Source organism: Staphylococcus sp. HMSC071G07 (genome assembly GCF_001811435.1).
Lineage (GTDB): Bacteria > Bacillota > Bacilli > Staphylococcales > Staphylococcaceae > Staphylococcus > Staphylococcus pettenkoferi.
On sequence record NZ_KV804767.1, the window covers coordinates 1 to 22,492 of the forward strand.

Annotated in this window: 19 protein-coding genes, 1 tRNA gene and 1 other RNA gene; 16 read left to right on the top strand and 5 right to left on the bottom strand. The window is 40.9% G+C overall.

From position 1 onward, the window contains the following. Nucleotides 1–552 precede the first annotated feature (552 nt). Both HMPREF2802_RS04250 and HMPREF2802_RS04255 read left to right on the top strand, forming a co-directional pair. The gene (locus HMPREF2802_RS04250; RefSeq protein ID WP_070502874.1) at nucleotides 553–1,578 is read left to right on the top strand and encodes a LysM peptidoglycan-binding domain-containing protein; all 1,026 of its coding nucleotides are present in this window, start codon (nucleotides 553–555) and stop codon (nucleotides 1,576–1,578) included. Nucleotides 1,579–1,892: 314 nt separating this feature from the next. Next, nucleotides 1,893–2,774, top strand: coding sequence for a mechanosensitive ion channel family protein (locus HMPREF2802_RS04255; RefSeq protein ID WP_002472338.1), 882 nt, complete (start codon nucleotides 1,893–1,895; stop codon nucleotides 2,772–2,774). 61 nt (nucleotides 2,775–2,835) lie between these two features. Here the strand turns inward: HMPREF2802_RS04255 and HMPREF2802_RS04260 are convergent, their stop codons facing one another. After that, complete coding sequence (locus tag HMPREF2802_RS04260; protein ID WP_070502875.1) at nucleotides 2,836–3,111, bottom strand: hypothetical protein; 276 nt, start codon at nucleotides 3,109–3,111, stop codon at nucleotides 2,836–2,838. A gap of 174 nt (nucleotides 3,112–3,285) precedes the next feature. Here HMPREF2802_RS04260 and HMPREF2802_RS04265 point away from each other — a divergent pair, with 174 nt between their 5' ends. Further along, nucleotides 3,286–3,726 carry an NUDIX hydrolase gene (locus HMPREF2802_RS04265; RefSeq protein ID WP_176744769.1) on the top strand — a complete coding sequence of 147 codons (441 nt, stop codon included), beginning with the start codon at nucleotides 3,286–3,288 and terminating at the stop codon, nucleotides 3,724–3,726. Further along, nucleotides 3,680–4,150: a GNAT family N-acetyltransferase gene (locus tag HMPREF2802_RS04270; protein ID WP_176744770.1), complete on the top strand. Its 471-nt coding sequence runs from the start codon at nucleotides 3,680–3,682 to the stop codon at nucleotides 4,148–4,150. Before HMPREF2802_RS04265 ends, HMPREF2802_RS04270 begins: the two co-directional genes overlap by 47 nt. Nucleotides 4,151–4,305: 155 nt before the next feature. Here the strand turns inward: HMPREF2802_RS04270 and HMPREF2802_RS04275 are convergent, their stop codons facing one another. Further along, nucleotides 4,306–5,109, bottom strand: coding sequence for a YibE/F family protein (locus tag HMPREF2802_RS04275; protein ID WP_070502878.1), 804 nt, complete (start codon nucleotides 5,107–5,109; stop codon nucleotides 4,306–4,308). Continuing rightward, nucleotides 5,106–6,218, bottom strand: a complete 1,113-nt coding sequence (locus HMPREF2802_RS04280) for a YibE/F family protein (RefSeq protein WP_070502879.1) — start codon at nucleotides 6,216–6,218, stop codon at nucleotides 5,106–5,108. The genes HMPREF2802_RS04275 and HMPREF2802_RS04280 overlap by 4 nt, the downstream gene beginning before the upstream one ends. Nucleotides 6,219–6,456: 238 nt before the next feature. Between HMPREF2802_RS04280 and HMPREF2802_RS04285 the strand changes: the two genes are divergently transcribed. After that, nucleotides 6,457–6,549 (top strand) — tRNA-Ser (locus HMPREF2802_RS04285). A gap of 295 nt (nucleotides 6,550–6,844) precedes the next feature. Here HMPREF2802_RS04285 and HMPREF2802_RS04290 read toward each other — a convergent pair. Further along, the gene (locus HMPREF2802_RS04290; protein ID WP_002472366.1) at nucleotides 6,845–7,069 is read right to left on the bottom strand and encodes a hypothetical protein; all 225 of its coding nucleotides are present in this window, start codon (nucleotides 7,067–7,069) and stop codon (nucleotides 6,845–6,847) included. 164 nt (nucleotides 7,070–7,233) lie between these two features. Beyond that, nucleotides 7,234–8,082, bottom strand: coding sequence for a trypsin-like serine peptidase (locus HMPREF2802_RS04295; RefSeq protein WP_070502880.1), 849 nt, complete (start codon nucleotides 8,080–8,082; stop codon nucleotides 7,234–7,236). A gap of 246 nt (nucleotides 8,083–8,328) precedes the next feature. On the opposite strand from HMPREF2802_RS04295, the gene HMPREF2802_RS04300 reads away from it, so the two are divergent. From HMPREF2802_RS04300 to recR, 11 genes are all read left to right on the top strand, one after another. After that, a complete protein-coding gene (locus HMPREF2802_RS04300; protein WP_070502881.1) occupies nucleotides 8,329–8,757 on the top strand; it encodes a MarR family winged helix-turn-helix transcriptional regulator in 429 nt (142 codons plus the stop codon). Nucleotides 8,758–8,788: 31 nt separating this feature from the next. Then, nucleotides 8,789–10,189 (top strand): DHA2 family efflux MFS transporter permease subunit, encoded by a 1,401-nt coding sequence (locus HMPREF2802_RS04305; protein ID WP_083307590.1) that lies wholly within the window; start codon nucleotides 8,789–8,791, stop codon nucleotides 10,187–10,189. A gap of 474 nt (nucleotides 10,190–10,663) precedes the next feature. Continuing rightward, nucleotides 10,664–13,066: a YSIRK-targeted triacylglycerol lipase gene (gene lip, locus HMPREF2802_RS04310; RefSeq protein WP_070502882.1), complete on the top strand. Its 2,403-nt coding sequence runs from the start codon at nucleotides 10,664–10,666 to the stop codon at nucleotides 13,064–13,066. A gap of 396 nt (nucleotides 13,067–13,462) precedes the next feature. Further along, nucleotides 13,463–14,893: a PTS system trehalose-specific EIIBC component gene (gene treP, locus HMPREF2802_RS04315; protein ID WP_070502883.1), complete on the top strand. Its 1,431-nt coding sequence runs from the start codon at nucleotides 13,463–13,465 to the stop codon at nucleotides 14,891–14,893. Nucleotides 14,894–14,925: 32 nt separating this feature from the next. Next, the gene (treC, locus tag HMPREF2802_RS04320; protein WP_070502884.1) at nucleotides 14,926–16,587 is read left to right on the top strand and encodes an alpha,alpha-phosphotrehalase; all 1,662 of its coding nucleotides are present in this window, start codon (nucleotides 14,926–14,928) and stop codon (nucleotides 16,585–16,587) included. Between the two features lie 3 nt (nucleotides 16,588–16,590). Then, nucleotides 16,591–17,310: a trehalose operon repressor gene (gene treR, locus HMPREF2802_RS04325; protein WP_070502885.1), complete on the top strand. Its 720-nt coding sequence runs from the start codon at nucleotides 16,591–16,593 to the stop codon at nucleotides 17,308–17,310. A gap of 121 nt (nucleotides 17,311–17,431) precedes the next feature. Then, nucleotides 17,432–17,700: signal recognition particle sRNA large type (gene ffs / locus HMPREF2802_RS04330), an RNA gene on the top strand. A 430-nt stretch (nucleotides 17,701–18,130) separates the two neighbouring features. Beyond that, nucleotides 18,131–18,661, top strand: a complete 531-nt coding sequence (locus tag HMPREF2802_RS04335) for a GNAT family N-acetyltransferase (protein WP_049405302.1) — start codon at nucleotides 18,131–18,133, stop codon at nucleotides 18,659–18,661. 57 nt (nucleotides 18,662–18,718) lie between these two features. Beyond that, entirely contained in the window at nucleotides 18,719–20,461 is a 1,743-nt protein-coding gene (gene dnaX / locus HMPREF2802_RS04340; protein WP_070502886.1) for a DNA polymerase III subunit gamma/tau, read from the top strand. Nucleotides 20,462–20,605: 144 nt separating this feature from the next. Beyond that, nucleotides 20,606–20,923 (top strand): YbaB/EbfC family nucleoid-associated protein, encoded by a 318-nt coding sequence (locus HMPREF2802_RS04345; protein WP_002472372.1) that lies wholly within the window; start codon nucleotides 20,606–20,608, stop codon nucleotides 20,921–20,923. 4 nt (nucleotides 20,924–20,927) lie between these two features. Further along, on the top strand, nucleotides 20,928–21,524 hold the full coding sequence (gene recR, locus HMPREF2802_RS04350; protein WP_002472351.1) for a recombination mediator RecR: 597 nt from the start codon (nucleotides 20,928–20,930) through the stop codon (nucleotides 21,522–21,524). The last annotated feature ends 968 nt before the right edge of the window (nucleotides 21,525–22,492 follow it).

A 22,492-nucleotide genomic window follows, 5' to 3' on the forward strand; every position in this document is an offset into this window, starting at 1 on the left:
AAGAAGCGAGAGTTTTAACATTGAAAATTAGATATCTTCACTGTATCTCTCCAAAACAAAAAAAGACCGGATATAGGACAACGTAGAGAACATATGCTTGAGGTGTTGTCCTACACCGGTCACAAAAGTTTAATGACACTTATTTTGTATTTTTTTTGATCGCTTCAACGATTTGTTTGATGATATCTACGATTGCACTCATTTTCGTCACCTCGCTTTTAATTTGTAACTCTACTATAGTACGAATAGACAGAATAATGGGCAAAATTCCCTAACTCGTATATTTCATATCAAAAGTGTTTGCCTGTCATTAAGAAGTCACATTTACGCACTCAAAAGTGTCTTTTATCTTCATAAAAGAAATATTACTTCTCTATACCCTTATTTTTTTAAAAAGTAGAACTAAACCCAATTTCAGAATAAATTGATTATTACAGAAATGTAATGATAATGAAATATAAAAGCGCTATTTAAAGTATGTGGACAGGTGTATAATGAAGGTGTAATTAAACTGTTTACGAAATGTTAAAGAGAGAGAGGGAGGCTGACGAAATGCGCAAGAAGTTAATAGCGTCAGTGATAGGAACAAGCGCTGTAGCTGCTTTGTCTGGAGTACATGCAGATGCTGCTACAACACATACCGTAAAAAGTGGTGATTCGTTGTGGTCTATCGCTCATAAGTACAACATGACTGTAGCGAAATTAAAGACGATGAATAACTTGAGCTCAAACATGATCTTTCCTAATCAAACTTTACGTGTGGCAGGGTCTCAAACGAACACGTCTTATACGAACAACACAACGACTGCAAATAACAATGGAAGTTCGTACACGGTAAAACGTGGTGACACACTATTTGGTATCGCGAGAAGATACGGTGTGAATTACCAACAATTAATGAGAAATAATAATTTATCTAACACGTTGATTTATCCTGGACAGAACCTGAAAGTGTCTGGCAGAGCGATAACTTCAACACCAAATCAAACAACAACTAACCGTACACCAGCGGCTAACAACAATAGCTCTGTGTACACAGTACAACGTGGCGATTCATTGTATGGTATCGCGTCGCGTCATGGAATGAACTTACAACGTTTAATGGCGTTAAATGGATTATCTAATTACTTTATTTATCCTGGTCAGAAACTCAAAGTTAGTGGTACGGTTTCAACGCCAGCAACAAACAATACGCGTCCAAATACTGCAAATACGCAAACAAATGCTTACAATTCTCCAGTATTTAACCACGCGAACTTATACGACTGGGGTCAATGTACTTGGCATGCGTTCAATCGCCGCGCGCAAATTGGTAAAGGTATTAGTACATATTGGTGGAACGCGAATAACTGGGATGATGCAGCAGTACGCGATGGTTATGTAGTGAACAACCGTCCAACAGTAGGTTCTATCCTTCAATCTGATGCAGGTTACTACGGGCACGTAGCTTTCGTTGAGCGCGTGAATGGCGACGGTAGCATCTTAGTTTCAGAAATGAACTACAGTGCTGCACCGGGTGTGACAACATACCGCACAATTCCTGCATATCAAACAGGTTACTTCAAATATATTCATTAGTTTATGATGAACTTTGCTTCATAGTGAGTGTAAAGCACCTATGTCTTTGCCCACTGTGGAGCTTTTTTAGTTTAGGTTAATCGTAAAATGCGAAATCGTCCCGACACTCGAACTCCTTGCCGCTATGAAAGTACGGTTTATTTGTAAAACCTTTTTAGACGTGAAAAGTTACTCAAAGATACGGTCAAACCGCTAAGACAAATGATGTGTAGTGTGTTACAGTACTTATGCTTGCTATTTTTTGAACTTGAAAATATATGTCCTACAAACAAACTGAGACATAATGAAAAAAGCTAAAATAGGAGGTTGAAGTTGTGAATCAGATCAGAAAGGTCTTACGTGATCTCGTCGATCCACTGCTACATGTGGATTTCTATCAAAATATCTTAACCAAGATATTAATTGCAGCTATTTACATCGTCTTAGCAGTGGTGATCATTGCTGTAGCTCGAAGACTAGTAGAGAAATTCTTTAAGGCGAATGCCAAGAAGAAGAACCATTATAAGATTAAACGAAGCGAGACGTTATCGACACTCGTTCAGAACGTTATTAGCTATATCGTGTGGTTCATCGTTATCACAACGATACTCTCTCACTTCGGTGTGAAAGTGTCTGCTATCTTAGCCGGGGCTGGAGTTGTCGGCTTGGCTGTTGGTTTCGGTGCTCAAACGATTGTTAAAGACTTGCTCACAGGTTTCTTTATCATCTTCGAGGGCCAATTCGACGTTAGCGACTATGTAAAGATTAACGCGTCTGGTGTAACGATTGCAGAAGGAACTGTGCGTGCGATTGGCTTACGTTCTACACGCATTCAGTCAGATACTGGAGAAATCTATACGGTTCCTAACGGGGCGATTAGTGAGATCGTCAACTACTCTGCGACGAACGTGGCTTCTCTCGTCTGCATCCCTGTAGCGCCTAACGAGGACTATGATAAGATTGAAGAAAAATTAGTGAAGTTCTTACCAACAATTGCAGACAAACACGAAGAGTTCGTGCGTGCGCCTGAATTACTCGGGTTAGATAGTGTTGAAAGTAACGAAATGGTCATTAAATTACTCGCGCACGTTAAACCAGGCATGCATTTCCCTGGTGAACGTCAATTGCGTAAAGAGGTTAAACGTTTCTTAGATGAAGAAGGTATTCAAACACCACTACCAACGCTCGTGAAGTTTGATCCAGAAGAGGAAGAATAGATAGTAAAAAAGGTCGAGGTGCCCACAGAATGAAGGGCATCTCGACCTTAAATTAACTAAATTATGCGTTATAACCACGACGTTGATTAATTAAATAAAGCACATTGCGTGTCACTGATATACCTGCAGAAGCAAGAGTGACAATCTTAGTGAGTTTACGTGGTGATTTAATCGCGAGATAGAAGTCTACGATAGAGCTTACTGTAGAAACCGCAACACTTGCGATATTTAACTTTTTATTCTCGCTACGGTAAGAGAATTTGTTGTAAGTGTCGATGGCAACAGTAGACATGTTTAATAATGTTGATAAACGATACATTTTAGACTTTTTAGCCATAATATAACCTCCAGTAAATGGTTTGATAAATGTATAGTGATTATAGCATGCTTACCATGTACATCACTGTATTTCTTGTGTGCTACTGCTTTATTATTTTATACAAATCAGTATACTAACATAATTTAGAGGAAGTCAGAAATAATTTGTTTGGGTGAAGAAAGGACAGATTCTATGATCAAATGTGTGTGTTTAGTTGTTTGGAAGGCGGACAGATTGTTGCTCGTACAATCACGCAACCGTCAGAAATATTACTTCCCGGGTGGCAAGATTGATGCGGGTGAGTCCCAGCAAGAAGCTTTAGTCAGAGAGATTGACGAAGAGCTAGGCGTACATTTGAAGCCTGATCAGCTGCACTATCACAGCACTGTAGTGGGGCCAGCTTATCCGCAGAAAGATATGGAGACGGAGCTCAATTGTTACACGACGAGCTCAGATATAGATTGGGAAACGATCCATCCACAAAGTGAGGTTACGGATTTAGAGTGGATGGCCGTAGATGATACTGAGCGTATTGCGCCTGCTGTGTTAAAATGGCTTGAACATATCGATGTAATAGGAGAGAAAGATGATGAAGTTAGTACCTTACAATCCAAAGTTGGAATCGAATGTTGAACATATCGAAGTAAAAGCGGAAGATCGCAAGTTTACACGGACGCCCTTACATAATATTGAACTTGCGCAACAAGATGAGGAACGTCATTCCATCGTGGTATTTGATGACGAAGAGCGCTGCGTCGGTTTCTTCGTCTTACATGAGGGTGAAGGCGTAGCACCGTATAGTTCTAATCCCAAGGCGCTATTCTTCCGTTCATTCAGTATTGATGCACGTTATCGTGGACGAGGGTACGGAACGGCGACGATGCGTGAATTGCCACAGTTTGTGAAAAATCATTACCCCGAAGTAAATGAAATATGTTTAACGGTCAATACAGATAACGACATTGCGCAAAAGTTGTATCGACGATTAAATTATACGACACAAGGTGAGACAACACTTGAAGGGCGGCCAGTCCTTATTATGAGTGTGAGAATATAGTATAAGAATGTAACCGAAACAAAGCCCCCTAACAGTCCGTGCTGCTAGGGGGTGCGTTACGTATAGAGAAGTATGTGGGTATAGCTACGTTAGAAATGTAAATACTATGCAGAGAGAGCTAAAATGATAGTTTTCGAACCCTCTTCTCGCAAGCACTATTTCATATGCTGGCTTGCTTTCTTATTATGAGTTTGAGATGTATGCCCCATACCTGTTCTTTTAATCAATAGAGCTGTAATCCAGGCGGTAATTGGAATACTGATCGCGACCGCAATACCACCAAGTAAGATCGAGATAAACTCTTGCGCAAACAACTTCGAATTAATAATGTGCGCAAATGAATAATTCAATTTAAAGAACCAGAAGAAGATTGTGAGCTGTCCTCCGAAGTAGGCGAGATATATCGTGTTGGCAGATGTCGCCAGAATTTCGCGACCTACTCTTAAACCAGATTGCATCAATTCGGCACGTGTCAGATCAGGTTTCGTCGTATGAAGTTCGTACATCGGCGAACTAATCGTGATCGCCAAGTCAATCACGGCCGCAATGACAGCTAAGACCGTCGTGAAGACCATGAATTTGACCATGTCAATGCCGATATTCATCGAGAAGACGTACGTCTCATCTTGCTGTTCCGTCGTAAAGCCTTGTAAATGTCCGAGTGACACGCACAGATAGATTGCGACGATGAGTATAAGTGTCGTAATGAGCGTTGAGATAAAAGCCGCACGTGTCTTAGTATTATAGCTGTTGAGCACAAATAAATTAATCGCAGCAATCGCAATGCAGAATAGTATCGTGACGAGATAAATCGGTGCACCGAAGAGTATCACTACGATGGTAATTACGAGAATAATAAAGTTTAAAAATAATGTCATGAAGGACACGAGGCCCTTTTTACCACCAAAAATAATCATTAATATCAGTAGGATAATACCTAGAATCGTTGTCACACTCATCGTTTAACACCTCGCATTCTCCACCAGAACTGCATGAGCAGAATTGTAATTGGAATCGTTAAGACAATGCCAATACCTCCTGTAATTGCCCGGGAAATTTCGAGCGACCAGTTCATGGAAACGGAATAAGTAATCGTGTTCTCGTTAGTGAGATAGATGAGAAACATGGGTAGGGCGCCGGACAGATAGGAGAAGAGTAAGATGTTTGTCATCGTACCCATGATGTCTTGCCCGATATGACGTCCAGCGAGTGCCCAACGTGTGAGGGAAATATCAGGTTTCCGTCGCAGAATTTCAGCCATCCCACTGGAAATCGTAATCGCCACATCCATTACTGCACCTAGAGAACCAATCATGACAGAAGCGAGGAAGACTTCAGTCGGTGGTAACGTGAGAAAGCCCATCGTTTCGAATTTCAAGCCATTACCCCCTGTGAGTGAAATGATGAGTTGCATGAGACCGACACAAATGAAAGTGCCGAGCAACGTGCTCACGATGGTAATGCCAGTCCGCAGATTCCAGCCGATGACGAGTAATAATGTGACGATCGTGCCTAGAATGACCGCGACACTCATCAGACCAAAGAGATTGATGCTAGGGTATGCATTGTGAATTGCAATCGCAGCCAGTACAGCAATCGAGTTGACGACGAGCGACAAGATAGAGTGAATGCCGATGCGTTTACCTGCCCAAAGCACCGTTAAGATAAAGATACCTGTGAGCGTTACCACGAGTGTGTCGCGCTTCTTCTCAATAATGTACATATCTTTCAAATTCTTACCTACATGAAGTAGAACTTTATTATGTGTAGAGAATTTCTCGCTATCTGCTTGGGATTCGGCATAGGTATTATGTAACGTTGCCGTATGCCCTTCGTATTTGCCATTAAGCATCTTAAGCGTTAGGCGTTGTGTGTGTTTCGTATCGTGATTGTGGTGATCATCTGTGATATGTTTCGTATGAACCTCTTTCACATCCGTCACCTGAGCGAGAGGGATACGATAGAATTTGTCATTCACTAAGGTAAAAATAATTAAAATAATGAAGATAAGACAACATACTGTGAATAACCACGTAAATGGGCGTTGCCAGATGGGTTTCTCTGCCATGATTTCAACCTCACTTCGTAAAGCATGTGATAACACTGTGATTATACGCTTGTCATGCAAGTAATTCAAAGATTTCTAGGTTGTTTGTGGCGAGTTGAGCGTATTGTAGGGGAGACTTTTTAGTAGGAGGTTTGTTGAAAAATGTAGGGCGAGGCTTTGAATTGAATGGCTTTCCAATGAAATTGAATTATGGATTGACTTTTAAATAGATTAACTATATAATAATGAATGTTCAATTGGAGGAATACCCAAGTCCGGCTGAAGGGATCGGTCTTGAAAACCGACAGGAGCTTAACGGCTCGCGGGGGTTCGAATCCCTCTTCCTCCGCCATTATATTTGAATTCCAAGACTAATTGATATAGAAGGCAAGTACTCAATTGAGTTTGAGTGTTTGCCTTTTTTATTGGGTGTACACTTTTAACGGTTGGTGATGAAAAAATCACTAGCCGTTAATTTTCTTTATACACCAAAAAAGGCACGAATATCTCTATAATAGTAAGTACCACAACAAACTAAAAAGGAGAGATATTGTGCCTATATGTAATGATATATCAAATGTTTTAAGAAATAAAGTACTAAATATCGTAATTAATAGATGAGTTTCACTTCGAACTCCCCCTGTAAGCTATAAAACGATAAACAACGTTATACCTGATAGCGCGATTGCCATGACTATCGATAAAATGAGTATCGTCACGAATTTCTCAACAAGTGAAACATTGCGATACATAATAAATACAGAAGCTGTAAAAATAAGTAGTCCCGCAATAAAATAAATGAGAAAGCACACCATACTAAAAGCATACGGATGATGTGTAATGCCCTCTAGTCGATTCGTCAATTGGTCCATACAAATGCTCCTCTATTCAAAGATAATTTATCTCAACGTGTTTAATCGGGGCGCTCGCTCAGTAACGAGAAACCCTTATGATGCTCATTGGTAGTTGACCTATAAAGCACCATTTAAAAAGGAGGGTAAGACTGCGAGCAGTCTTAAACCTCCAAAATGTAACATTATCGGCGATGATTATTAATAAATTGTTGTGCTTGTGTTGTTAAAGCTTCGCCGCCAGCCACTTCTTGTTGTGAGTATTTATCTGTACTATTGCCTCTTAAATTCCAACCGTAAGTACGTAAACCATAAACTTGATATTTGTTATTAACGATCGGAGAACCAGAAGCGCCTGCACGGAATTTATCTTTAAACATCAATTCAGTGTGATTAGATGAATATTGTAAGAATCTAAATTTATTCCAGTATGCTTTCGTATTATCGTTATTTTGCCAAGGATAACCTAAAGAGTAGAGACGATCTTTATATTTCAAACCTTGAATTTGTTTTTGAGTTGCTAGCTTCAACGGTTGCGCGGCTTTCGACATATCTTCTTTCGTATTTACGACTGCAATATCCTGTCCAGCCACTTTAGAAATACGGTTCGCATGGAACTTGTAAGGGCGCTTGTTGCCGTCACGGTTCATTTCAAATGTTACATTTTTAGCGGCTACAGCTTTACCATTTGGATTATCGATCACGTGACCATTCGTTAAGAACGTATGTTTATCAATCATAAAGCCAGTGCCCATGCTATCTTTGCCTTTACCTTTCCAGCCATCAACGTTGCTGACACGACCCACAGCTTTGTACTTGGTCTTATTAGCATAGCCATAATGTTTAATCGTCACATCATTATTATTAATGTTCGTCGCTTTTTGATAAGCACTATTCGCATTGCTTGGATACATGCCATCGTAGTCGTAATGGCCTTCCACAGCTTGAGATGTATTCATTTCAGCACCAAGTTCGACTGTTAAGAGGCCTGTCGCAATGAGTGCTGCGCTTGTCTTTTTAATCACATTTTTCATTTTATAAACCCCTTTAGTTGTAAAAGTTAGAATCGCTTACATTCTACCATATTGATTTTAAGATAAAATGCTTTTTAAGAAATTCTTTCCAAACATTTAAAAATGGTCAGTTATGCTGTTTTCAATAAATCGTTACATAGCGCTCTCATTTTACGCAAAAGCAGGTCATTGACAATTACAGAAACGCGCTTTATAATTAATTAGGTAGCCTAACTAAATTGTTATAAGAAATGAGGAACTCAGACGATGGATAAAGTGCAACAGTTATTCGAAGAATATTTAAAGATTCATAAAAGATACTATCAAGTATCGACCAATGCGTTCGTGCCGATCAATATTTCACTTACACAATGGAATGTGCTCAAATACATTCATTTTAACCAAGAAAAACTCACTGTTTCAGATCTAGCTAACAAAGCAGAGGTTCGTGTGCCGACAATGACGGAAACGGTGAAACATCTCTTGGACGAGAAGATTCTTGAAGCGGAAACGGATGCGCAGGATAAGCGTAAGAAATATTATCATCTCACACCATCAGGAGAGCAGTTATTTGAACAGGCGAATGACATTGGTCTGACTGTTCAGAATGACTTGCTACAAGATTGCACGGAGGAAGAAATTGATACGACGATTAAAGTCTTAAATTCAATTTCGAAACGTCTGACTCACTATTAATTTGAAATAATTAGAAAGGAAGGTCCTTAACTTGGAACACAGTTCAATATCGCAGCGTCGACAAATACTCATCGTCAGTATGATTCTATTAGGCGCATTTATCGCAGTGTTGAACCAAACGATTCTCACCAGCGTCTTGCCAGATATTATGCAAGACTTCAATCTCTCAAGTACTACAGCGCAATGGCTGACCACCATATTTATGTTAATTTCTGGGATTCTCATCCCTGTTTCAGCATTTCTACTGAACAAATTTACGATTCGCCAACTTTTCTTTACCGCTATGACTTGCTTGGTCGTTGGCTCGCTCATCAGCTTTCTTTCATTTAACTTTACTTCTTTATTAATAGGGCGAATTATACAAGCGCTCGGTGCAGGGATACTCCTCCCTCTTTCACAAACCGTACTATTCTTACTTTTTTCAGTTGAAAAACGCGGAGTCGCAATGGGCGTCTTCGGTCTCGTCATCGGGTTTGCGCCAGCAATTGCACCCGTCTTGTCAGGTTATATCGTCAATATTATGACTTGGAAAGTATTGTTCTTAATTATTCTTGCTGTTTCTCTTTTAGACTTCGTTATCAGTCTCTTCTTTATGGAAAATGTTTCTGAGGTTAACCCTATGCGCCTCGACATCTTCTCAGTTGTACTTTCAACATTAGGTTTCGGCGGTATTCTCTTTAGCGTAAGTATCGCAGGGGAAATTGGCTGGTTACATCCGATTTCAATTGGTTCAATTATTGTCTTCGCATTAATCTTAACGGCGTTTATCTTAAGACAACTCAAACTTACACAACCTGTATTAGAATTTAGGGTGTATAAATACGTCAACTTTACGATTTCAACGGTGCTTATCGTCTTTATGATTGTTATCTTCATGGGTAGTATGAGCATTTTGCCACTCTACTTAGAAAGCATTCATGATAAGACGGCCTTTGGAGTAGGACTCGTCTTATTACCAGGAGGTATATTACTCGGTATTCTATCTCCAGTAGGTGGGCGTATTTATGACATTTTAGGGCCGAAATTGCTCAGTATTTGTAGTATGATTTTTATTTTTATCGGAGGACTCGTGCTCGCCTTTACGACAATTTCTACGTCTATTCCGCAAATTATCATCGGTTTCTCCTTAATTTCTGTAGGAAGTGCGGGCATTATGACGCCGATGACTACCGCAGCGATCAACGCCTTGCCACCGCATCTCATCACGCACGGTACGGCGATGAATAATACCATCCGTCAAGTCGCTTCGGCTATTGGTACTGCACTATTAATCACGCTAATGTCCACGGTATCTAAAGCCTCAACACATGGGCATTTACTAGCGATGATTTCAGGTTTCAAAGCTGTGTATATTGCCGTAAGTTTCATCGCTTTACTCGGTATTATCTTGTCCTTCTTCATTGAACAGAATAAATATACAGAAGGGGAGTAGGATTATTTGCGGAGGTTACGCTTAAAAGGCTGACTTGCGTTCAATATAATCTCTATCTCCTTTACACACACTTCATAAAGTTAAGCTCCACACTGACTTTATGAAGTGTTTTTTATGCGGCGTAAAAGGCATTTTACCGATAGCTGAGACCTCACTTACTTTTAAATTTGAAAACGTTTCCTAAAATTTCTGTAAAATGGTTGAATGGCGTCAATTTGTTATATATAATACTAATAAATAAATTATAAAAATGGGCAAACTTGTTATTGGTAACATAAAATATTATCTCTAAAAAACTAGTGCCATTCGCAATAACAAGTGTTGGGAGTGTCTGCTTTTTATAATGAAGAAGGAGGAGAATACATGACAGCTAAAGCATTCTTTATCAAAATACTTGAACTCATTCCACGCGCAATCGTCAATATTTTTATCTAAGGATCTATTCGCAACTAAAAAACTAAAGAGGTGTTGAATATGAAACAAAGAAGAAATAAGTACAGTATTCGCAAATTTAGCGTAGGTGCATCGTCCATCCTAATCGCTTCACTCCTATTCTTAGGTGGCGGAAGTGCCCACGCTGCAGAGAAAGCAGAGCAACAAGGGGATAGTACGACAGGTTCAACGACACAGACAACTGGGGAACAAGCTGTGCAAGATAGTGAATCAACACCGAATACATCGCAAACTTCTCAACAAGATACACCACAAGATTCAGATGCAACAGATCACAATGATAGCCTACATAAAGGTACGCCACAAACTGACGATGCTAACATATCTTCTCAAGACACTCCTGACAACGCTTCAACTGAGCAACCTACAGATAACGATGCTTCAAACAACGCAACTCAAAGTGATGCTTCACCATCTACTGATGATGCCACTCATTCTAAAAACCACGCGGATCAAATGCCATCACAAGGTCAAGCTAATGACGACGCAGATACGAAAGCCGATAACGATGAAACTCAAGCTCAGTCCGACAACAATGATGTAGCGCAAGACGATCAGGCGGATACGAGTCAAAGTCATCAAGATAGTGCGCAACAAGCTGACCAAGCGGACAAAGATACAACAGCTAAAGATGACGACACTCAAACTGCCAAACAAGACCAAGATGCTGATCAACAAGACAAGCAGGACGTAGATCAATTAGATGATGATGCAGATGCGCAACAAGCTGATGTTGCGAAACACGATTCTGATGCGACAGATCATACGTCTGATAAACAATCTTCAAAAGATGAGGATCCTGCAACTTCATCTGCTCAAGACGTAACAGTACAACACGATGACGCGCAAACAGATGACGCGAACCATTCAGCCGACGATCACGCGGCTACAGATGATGCCAAAGATCAAGACAGTGATGCTAAGCATGATAGTGACGCTCAAGCTCAAGATACTCATGCCACTGAACCTTCCAACCAATCTGCGCAAACCACTCCAGACAAAGCTGACGATACCAATGATGCCGCTCAAGCTACGAGTAAAATGACTGCGCATCAAGACACTGATGATGCTGATAAAAAGAAAGAAATTGACCCTGATTTTTCAGCAGTAGATAGCGAAACATTGGATCAACAAGATCAATCAGAAGATGAGAAGAAAGATAAAGATGACAAAGAAGGTTTAAAAACACTTAAAGATAACGCTGTCGCAACACAATCTAACAACAAGACAAAGTCAAGAGATGCGGAAGAAGTGAAAGACCAACCGGATAAGAAAGCTGATCAACAACAATACAAGAATAAAGAACCTATCGTGTTAGTACACGGTTTAAGTGGTTACACAGATGATATCAAACCTGATGTACTCGAACATTATTGGGGCGGAGATAAAGCAGATATCACACAAGACTTAGAACAACATGGTTACAAGACATATGAAGCGAGCGTAAGTGCGTTCGGCAGTAACTATGACAGAGCGGTTGAACTATACTACTACCTTAAAGGCGGTACAGTCGACTATGGTGCTGCACACGCAGAGAAATATGGCCATGAACGTTACGGTAAGACATACGAAGGTGTTTACAAAGATTGGGAACCAGGTAAGAAAGTTCACTTAGTTGGTCACAGCATGGGTGGACAAACGATTCGTCAACTTGAAGAGTTGTTACGTAATGGTAATAAAGAAGAACAAGATTATCAGAAAGAGCATGGTGGCGACATTTCACCATTATACCAAGGCGACCATGATAATATGATTTCTTCAATCACAACATTAGCAACACCACATAATGGTTCACATGGTTCTGACAAATTAGGTAATGAAGCGTTAATCCGCCAAGTTGTATATGATTATGCGAAATGGACTGGTGGCAAAGATACGAAGCAAGATCTCGGTCTTGGTCAATGGGGTCTTAAACAACGCGACGGTGAATCATTCAACGACTATCTTAAACGCGTGAAACAGAACGATAAATTATGGAAGTCTAAAGACAATGCTTTCTACGATTTATCTCTCGCAGGTGCGTCTAAGATTAACCAGAACACATCAATGAATCCGAATATCTCTTATAAGACATATACAGGTTCTGCGTCACATCGCAGTTTAGGTGGCCGTTACAAGTCAGACCTTAACATGATGTTCTTGCTCTCTATCACAGGTAATGTGATTGGAAAAGTTAACGAAAAAGAATGGCGCGATAATGACGGCCTCGTTTCTGTCATTTCTGGTCTTCACCCATTCAACCAACCACACGTTGATGCTTCAGATAAAGATAAGAAAGGTGTATGGCAAGTGACACCTGTCATGAAAGGTTGGGACCACGCTGACTTCGTTGGACAAGATTACTCAGATACGAAACGTTCCGCGCAAGAATTGAAAGAATTCTATAGATGTATCGCAGACGATCTTGTAAGTATTGAAGAATAATAAGTGGAAGGAGTTCATCACATGTCAGGAAACGTTGTAGAACTATTCAGTTCTTTACTTAGACTTTTGAAAAACTTATTTGGATAATATCAGGTGCGGTAGCTAGTATTTCGTAGCACTTGAAATAGAGAGAGCGCTAGGGCGCATGCCATGATGCAGTGTCCCAGCGCTTTTTTTTCGTGTGTAAGATAGAAGTTTAATTCATTATTCTACCCACTAAATGCCTCAGTTACTTTTATCTATAGACCTGAGAGTCTTTTCCAAGTTATACCCATCCCATGAATCAATTCTCGAGACAATGAAAGCTAAAGTAACTTAACGGCTAAATGTAAGCCTTTACACAACTTGTATAGACAAGTTATACTTTGGTTAACTGAAAGGAATGGGGTGTCCAATTTGGGAGTTAAGAAGAAAGATGTGAAAGACATCGTAGAAGCAATCGGTGGCAAAGAGAACGTGAATAAAGCTACCCATTGTATTACGCGACTAAGACTTGTGCTCAATGATGATAGCAAAGTAGATACTGAGCGTTTGCAGAACAATGATTTGGTGAAAGGTCAGTTTAAAGCAGAGAATCAGTATCAGATTGTTATAGGGCCAGGTACCGTGGATGAAGTGTATAAGCAATTTATTCAAGAAACCGGTACTTCAGAGTCGACGAAAGAAGAAGTGAAGGCAGCGGCAGGTAAGAAAGCGAATCCGCTCCAACGCTTGATTAAGTTGTTGGGAGATATCTTCATTCCTATCTTGCCAGCAATTGTGACAGCGGGTTTATTACTAGGTTTAAATAATCTACTCACGATGGATCATCTTTTCGGTGAGCAGTCATTAGTTAAACAACATCCACAGCTTGGTGATATCTCTGATATTGTCAATGTAATTGCGAATACCGCATTTATCTTCCTACCAGCACTTGTGGGTTGGAGTAGTATGCGTGTGTTTGGTGGGAATCCGGTTCTCGGCCTCGTGTTAGGTCTTGTATTGATGAATCCTCAGTTAGTGTCCCAGTATGATATTGCGAAAGGTCATATCCCTACATGGAATCTCTTCGGGTTAGAGGTGAAACAACTGAACTATCAAGGACAGGTCTTACCGATTTTACTCGCTACATACGTCCTATCGTTAATTGAACGTGGTTTGAACAAAGTGGTTCATGATTCGATTAAAATGTTGGTTGTTGGACCATTGGCGCTCTTAATTACAGGTTTCTTGTCATTTGTAGTCATCGGGCCGCTCGCTTTATGGATAGGTACAGGTATTACGGATGGCGTCACTTACATTTTCCATCATGCAGGTTGGCTCGGTGGTGCATTATACGGTTTCTTCTATGCGCCGTTGGTTATCACAGGTCTGCATCATATGTTCTTAGCTGTTGATATCCAATTGATGGGTAGCGACTTGCACTATACTTATTTATGGCCAATTGTAGCGATTTCTAACATTTGCCAAGGCTCAGCTGCATTTGGTGCATGGTATGTGTATTGGAGAAGAAAGATGAAGAAAGAACAAGGTTTAGCGATTACTTCAGGTGTGTCAGGTCTACTCGGTGTGACAGAGCCGGCGATGTTCGGTGTGAACTTACCGCTGAAATATCCTTTCTTCGCTTCGATTATTACTTCAGCGTTTTTAGGCGCAATTATCGGCGGTAACGAAGTCCTTGCGAAAGTCGGTGTCGGCGGTGTTCCTGCATTTTTATCTGTTAAAAGTGAGTATTGGCCTGTATATTTAAACTGTACAGTAGCAGCCATGATTATTCCATTCATACTGACAATTCTTTTCTCTAAAATGAGTAAAGATAAAGCGAAGAAAATGGTAGATAATAAATAAACAATGAGACGGCGATGAAAAGGTGGGTTACTATGTCTCAAACGGATTGGCGTAAATCGGTCGTGTATCAAATTTATCCGAAATCATTTAATGATACGACTGGAAATGGCCAAGGCGATATTAATGGTATTACAGAGAAATTAGATTACTTAGCATATTTAGGCGTAGATTACCTCTGGTTAACGCCTGTTTATCAATCACCGATGAATGACAATGGCTATGACATTAGTGATTATTATCAAGTAAATGAAATCTTTGGGAGTTTAGACGACTTGAGAACTCTCATCTCAGAAGCGCATCGACGTGATTTGAAGATTATGATGGATATTGTTATCAATCATACTTCAACAGAGCATCAGTGGTTTAAAGATGCTTATAACCATCCTGAAAGTCCGTATCGGGATTTCTACATTTTTAAAAAATCAAAAGATGAAGGTCCTCCGACGAATTGGCAATCGAAATTCGGAGGCAATGCTTGGCAACAAGAAACGGAGACTGACGATTATTATCTTCACTTATTCGATGTGTCCCAAGCTGATTTAAACTGGGATAATCCTCAAGTGCGTGCTGAATTGCATCGTATCGTGAAGTATTGGATGGATTTCGGTGTCGACGGCTTTCGCTTTGATGTGATTAACCTTATCTCAAAGGGAGAGTTTGAAGATTCTAAGCGTATAGGTAAGGAGTTCTATACTGACGGACCTCACGTACATGAATATATTCATGAGCTCAATAAGGCAACTTTCGGGGGCACTGATCTTATGACGGTTGGCGAAATGTCCTCCACAACATTGGATCATTGCCTTAAATATACGCGCCCGGAGCGTCAAGAATTGCATAGTGTCTTTAACTTCCATCATTTAAAGGTCGATTATGCGGGTGGAGACAAGTGGACCAATGCTTCTATGGACTTTCTAAAGTTGAAAGAGATTCTGATGGACTGGCAAGTTGGTATTTATGAAGGAGGCGGTTGGAACGCAATATTCTGGTGTAATCATGACCAACCACGTATCGTTTCTCGCTTTGGTAACGATGCTACGGAAACGTTAAGAGTTCAAAGTGGTAAAATGTTGGCAATCGTCTTACACATGTTGCAAGGAACGCCTTATATCTATCAAGGTGAAGAAATAGGTATGACTAATCCTAATTTCACGTCTATCGATCAATATCAAGATGTTGAAGCAATTAATGCGTATAAATCTTTAATAGAACAAGGTGTGTCTGAAAGGGAAGCGTTAACCATTTTAAACCAGAAATCGCGCGACAATTCACGAACGCCAATGTTGTGGAATGATGAACGCCATGCCGGATTTACAGAAGGCGAACCTTGGATGGACGTGAATCATAATTATCGACATATCAACGTCCAACAAGCGATGGAAGATTCTGAGTCTATATTGCAGACGTATCGCAAGTTGATTACGTTGAGACATCAGCACGATATCGTGACTTATGGTGATATTGAACCTCTATACATGACACATCCAGAGTTGTTTATTTATCGCCGAAATTATCAAGGTAAAAGTTGGCTCGTCATTGCGAACTTCTCTGAGTGTAGTGTGGCACTTCCAGAGTCATTGAATATAGAGGGAGAGGTTGTCATCGCCAACTGTGAGTTGAACCAAAGAACGATTGAAGGTTACGGGGCGATGGTAATCGCTCAAGAAGAGAAGTGTGACAAGGACAGTGAATAATTAATGGCACAGCGAAAATTTATCACGATTTATGAGAAGTTAAAGGATGCAATCATAGATGGCACGTACCCCTATCAAGCCGTGCTTCCGTCTGAACATGAGTTAGTGAGAACGTTTGATACTTCTCGTGAAACAGTGCGTAAAGCTTTGGCGTTGCTCATGGATAACGGAATGATTCAGAAATTGAGGGGTAAGGGATCCGTCGTTATTTATCAAGGGATAACCACTTTACCCTTTAACGATTTACAAAGCTTTCAAGAAATCAATGAGAGTCAAGGACAACGTTATCAAACAGTTGTCGAACTTTTTGAAGAAGTTGAAGCGGGCGATGTCCCAAAGGTGAAAGAGGCTTTAGAGCTTAAGATGAGTGATGTGTTGTGGCACGTTGTTCGTACCCGACGTTTAGACGGACAAGTTAAAATTATTGATGAAGATTATTTCATACAGAAGTACCTGCCTGAGTTAAATATTCAAATTGCTGGGCAATCGATTTACCACTATTTAGAAGAAACGTTAAATAACAAAGTAGGATATGCGCATAAAGAAATTTCCTTTGAACCCTTTGGGGAGTTGGAAGCAGCAATGTTTAGTTCTCACGCTACGCCGTACACCGCTACAGTAAGAGGGGTAGTACATTTAAACGATACAACGAAGTTTCAGTATAATGTGTCGAAACATATTGCCACAGAGTTTAAATTTCGAGAATTTTCACGTCGCCACTAAACATTGGTAGTGAAGTTTGTGCCCAATAGGTGGCATTTGCAGGTCGATAGGTAGACCTTTCGAGCGCTGTGAGATTTTCAAGCTTGCATTTTAACTATGAATTATAGTAAGATAACATTTGCCGTGCTAGGTGGGGAGGTAGCGGTTCCCTGTACTTGAAAGCCGCTTATGCAAGACTTAACCCCTTTGCCGAGGGTGTATCTTTGTAAAGTCTGCCCAAAATACGTAGTGTTTGAAGATTTCGGTCCTATGCAATACGAACCCATGAATCATGTCAGGTCCTGACGGAAGCAGCATTAAGTGGATCCTCGTATGTGCCGTAGGGTAGCCGAAATTTAGCTAACGACTTTGGTAACGTTTATGAGATACACTCGACGCGAAGGTGCACGGTTATTTTTATGTTTAAAATGACTCGTGTAGCTGAGTTTCGACCAGCTTAAATACATTCAAATACAATACCGACTTACATAGATGAGTGTACTGCCTTGAAATCGTGCAGACACTCTTTTTTTATTATAGAATAGACTTAAATTTATCCTTTTGTGACGAACCTACAAAGTTAAATGGTAATTGCGACTTGTAAGGAGACAACGCATTTTAACCTCACACGGATTGGGCATTTGACCAAGAATGGCGGAGTGCGTTGACAACATTTCACACTCTTTCGCATTAACAGCGTGCATGCCTTTTACCATGAACGAGGAAAGGACGAGAAGATCACTCGTGCTCACGCATTGGACTAGGAACGTGTTATGATTGAAAGTAACTGACAAACATTGTATACAAAGGATTTCGAAAGACAAACGAATGGGAGGACCTCATGCAAATCTATTTAAGTACTTTAACTGAGAATGACTATGCCGAAAGTTTAGACATGATTGAAGCGGCGTTCAGAGACGTACCACACTCAAATCACGATGAACATCATTTAGTCGCGCAATTGCGTAAAGCACCAGAATATCGCTACGAACTCGAAGTTGTAGCGAAATTAGAAACCGGTGACATCATCGGACATGCGATGCTATCTGAGGTGAAGATTGTTAACGGAGAAAGTACGTACACAGCGTTGGCTTTAGCGCCTGTCTCCGTGTTGCCGGAGTATCAACAACAAGGAATCGGTAAAGCGCTCATTCAAGCTGTAGAAGAACGTGCGAAAGCGGACGATTATACGACAGTCATCGTACTGGGCGACCCAGGATACTACCATCAACTTGGCTATCAAACTGCAGCTGATTACGATATCACAGCACCGTTTGAGATTGCGCCGGAATACTTGATGGTGAAATTCCTGTGGGACCAACTAGAGGAGTATCCACACGGTGAAGTGGTATATCCTGAGTCTTTCAATTAATCAATGAAACCATTAGAATATAAAAGGTAGAGAAGAATTGCGAGCGGAGGTGCAGAGTTGGATTATCAAGCGTTGTACAGAATGTTCAGACCCCAAAGTTTCGACGATGTAGTGGGTCAGTCTCATGTCACGAAGACTTTACGTAATGCGATATCTAAAGGTAAACAATCCCACGCCTATATATTCAGCGGGCCCCGAGGTACAGGGAAGACGAGTATCGCTAAAGTTTTTGCTAAAGCGATTAATTGCGAACGTTCTACGGATGGCGAGCCTTGTAATGAATGTCCAATATGTAAAGGAATTACTCAAGGTACAAACTCAGATGTGATTGAAATTGATGCGGCGAGTAACAATGGTGTAGATGAGATTCGTAATATACGTGATAAAGTGAAATACGCGCCGAGTGAGTCGAAATACAAAGTGTATATTATTGACGAGGTTCACATGTTAACAACAGGCGCTTTCAATGCCCTGTTAAAGACGTTTGAAGAGCCGCCTTCCCATGCGGTGTTTATCTTGGCGACGACAGAGCCTCATAAGATTCCGCCGACAATTATTTCACGTGCCCAACGTTTCGATTTCAAAGCGATTGGTCACGACCAAATTGTCGATCGTTTGCGTTACGTAGCTGAATCACAAGAGCTGGATTACGAAGATGCCGCATTGGACTTTATTGCTAAGGCCTCTGAAGGTGGTATGCGTGATGCTTTAAGTATTATGGACCAAGCGATTGCTTTCGGTGATGACCACCTCACACTACAGGACGCGTTAGACGTGACAGGAAGTGTGGACGAAGAGTCGATTAACCGTCTGTTCGAAGAGGTTGCAGAGAGTGATGTGCGTGCGGCGTTTGAAACGTATCATCAATTTGTAGCTGATGGGAAAGAGGTCAACCGTCTCATCAACGATATGATTTACTTCGTTCGCGATACGATTATGGCTAAGACGTCTGACACTCATTTTAACTATACCGCCTTGGAGAACTTTGACCTGGACACGTTATATAAAATGATTGATGTCATCAATGATACGCTCGTCTCCATCCGTTTCAGTGTGAATCAGAACGTGCACTTTGAGGTCTTACTGGTTAAAATGGCTGAGATGATTAAAGCGCAACCTGAAACAGTGCAGAACGTAGCAACGGCGAGTGTTGCTCAAGAACCTAATAACGACGTGCTCCTCCAGCGTATGGAGCAACTTGAGAATGAATTGAAGACATTGAAATCACAAGGGGTGGCACAAACAGGGGGTCAACCTCAACAACGTCAACGCTCAGCGAGACGTAGTGGTGGACGTCAAAAGGCATATTCTAAGCAAATGATCTATAAAGTGCTAGAAAATGCGAATAAAGAAGATATCAAATTGCTACAAGATAACTGGAAAAAGGTCATTGCACATGCGCAGAACAATGATCAGAAAGCGTTAGTGAGCTTGCTTCAGAACTCAGCGCCTGTTGCAGCAAGTTCAGAACAAGTTCTCGTACAATTCGAGGAGGAAATCCATTGTGGCATCGTCAATAAAGATGAGAGTAAACGGGCGAGTATTGAAGATGTCGTTTCTAGTATTATCGACAAGAAAGTTCGCGTTGTAGGTGTGCCTTCGAGTCAGTGGATGCAAGTACGTGCAGATTATCTTCAAGATCGTCATAGAGGCCCAGGAAGAGAAACAGCGCAAGGGAGTGGTGCTTCTACTTCCGAGAATACAGCTGCTGGTGATAATGAGCAGGCTGAAGTCGATGTTGCTCAGAAAGCGCGAGATTTATTCGGAGAAGAGACTGTAAACGTTATTGATGAAGAGTAATCATTTTACCTAAGAAAGAATAGGTGAGAGAGTGCGGACAGGATACATGCGAACGAGTGAGACATGACAACGATTCTCTCGCCATGTATAATGAAACAAAAGCATAATAACTATAGATAAACATATATAAGGAGGATATCAATTATGCGCGGTGGCGGAAATATGCAACAAATGATGAAACAAATGCAGAAGATGCAGAAGAAAATGGGTCAAGAGCAAGAGAAGCTCAAAGAAGAACGCGTAGAAGGTACTGCAGGTGGCGGCATGGTGACTGTAACTGTGTCAGGTCATAAAGAAGTGCTCGACGTTCAAATTAAAGAGGAAGCAGTAGACCCAGACGATATCGAAATGCTTCAAGACTTAGTGCTTGCTGCGACTAACGAAGCGATGAACAAAGCAGACGAGCTTACACAAGAACGTTTAGGTAAGCACACTAAAGGCTTGAACATTCCAGGAATGTGATGCTATGCATTATCCAGAACCAATTTCGAAACTGATAGACAGTTTCATGAAATTGCCAGGCATTGGACCGAAGACGGCTCAACGTCTGGCGTTTCATGTATTAGATATGAAAGAAGACGACGTGGTACAGTTTGCGAAAGCGCTCGTCGATGTGAAACGTGAACTTACTTATTGTAGTGAGTGTGGACACATTACGGAACAAGATCCATGTTATATATGCCAAGACAAGAATCGAGATCGTTCAGTGATTTGTGTAGTTGAAGACGACAAAGACGTCATTGCTATGGAGAAGATGCGTGAATACAATGGTTTGTATCACGTGTTACACGGTGCGATTTCACCGATGGACGGCATTGGTCCAGAAGATATCAATATCCCAACGCTTGTTGAGCGCTTAAAAGATGAGGGCGTGAAAGAGATTATTCTCGCAATGAACCCTAACCTCGAGGGTGAATCCACGTCGATGTACATTTCTCGTTTGGTTAAACCTATCGGCATCAAAGTGACGCGCCTAGCTCAAGGCCTCTCTGTGGGTGGCGATTTAGAATATGCTGATGAAGTAACGCTTTCGAAAGCCATTGCAGGAAGAACAGAGATGTAAGTTGCGTAGTTTAGGTGGCTGCGCGGTTACGTGACTATGTGGAAATGGTCAGCCTCATGTAGGTAGACGCCCTCTTGTGGTCATATAGATTCGTATGGTTGTGTGGCTGCATGTGAGAGTTGACTAAGGTTGGACGTCTGTGCTCGAGTGAGTGCGTGATTGTGCGAGTTCATGTAGCTGTGTGCACACAGATAGTTTACGACGATATAAACACGTGTGGGCGTGTAGTTGATGCTCGTGTAAGAAAGACTAAACGACGTGTAGTGAAGCGAATACGTAGGTGTGCAATCTTGCGTGGCTGAATGATCGATTCTCATATAGAAGAGAAGTCACTAGGGCGTGAGGCTAAGTGAATATAGGAAGTGAAGCGGCAGGCCGAAGAGGTCTGTCGTTTTTATGTTGGGAGCAGGTATCCTCCATGCGATATGTTGAATTATATTAGCTGAAGAAGTCTGTCGTTTTTTGTTGATCTGAGATGTGTGGGGAGTGGTGTTTGCCTAATATGTAGTGAAGGTGGATTGAGTATTGTTATTCAGGGATTCCCGGGGTTCGAGCGTCAGAGGTAAAAGAAGAACAAACTGGCAGCGCCTTAAAATATTAAGATAAAGTAAAAAAGTTTAAAGAAATTTGTAGTTTGGTTTATGAGCGTAGAATGCATTAATATAGGGCGTTTTTAAGGAGTTTGAACTCTTTAGGCGAACTTTAAATATATATGTATATAAATAGTTTGTTTTTTAGTACGTTTAGAGGATGAGGAAATGGGTAAGGTGTAATTTTTACTGTTGTTCAAATGCTTGGAAGCGTGTATAGTATTTACTTGTCGGACGAAGTTGTTAAAACGAACATTCGACAATGACAAAAATTAATTAAAACTTTTTGTTGACATTAAATGACAAAGAGCGTATAATTAATTCTTGTCGGCGAAAGAAAAAGAAAGCCAAAATGAACATTGAAAACTAAATGACAAT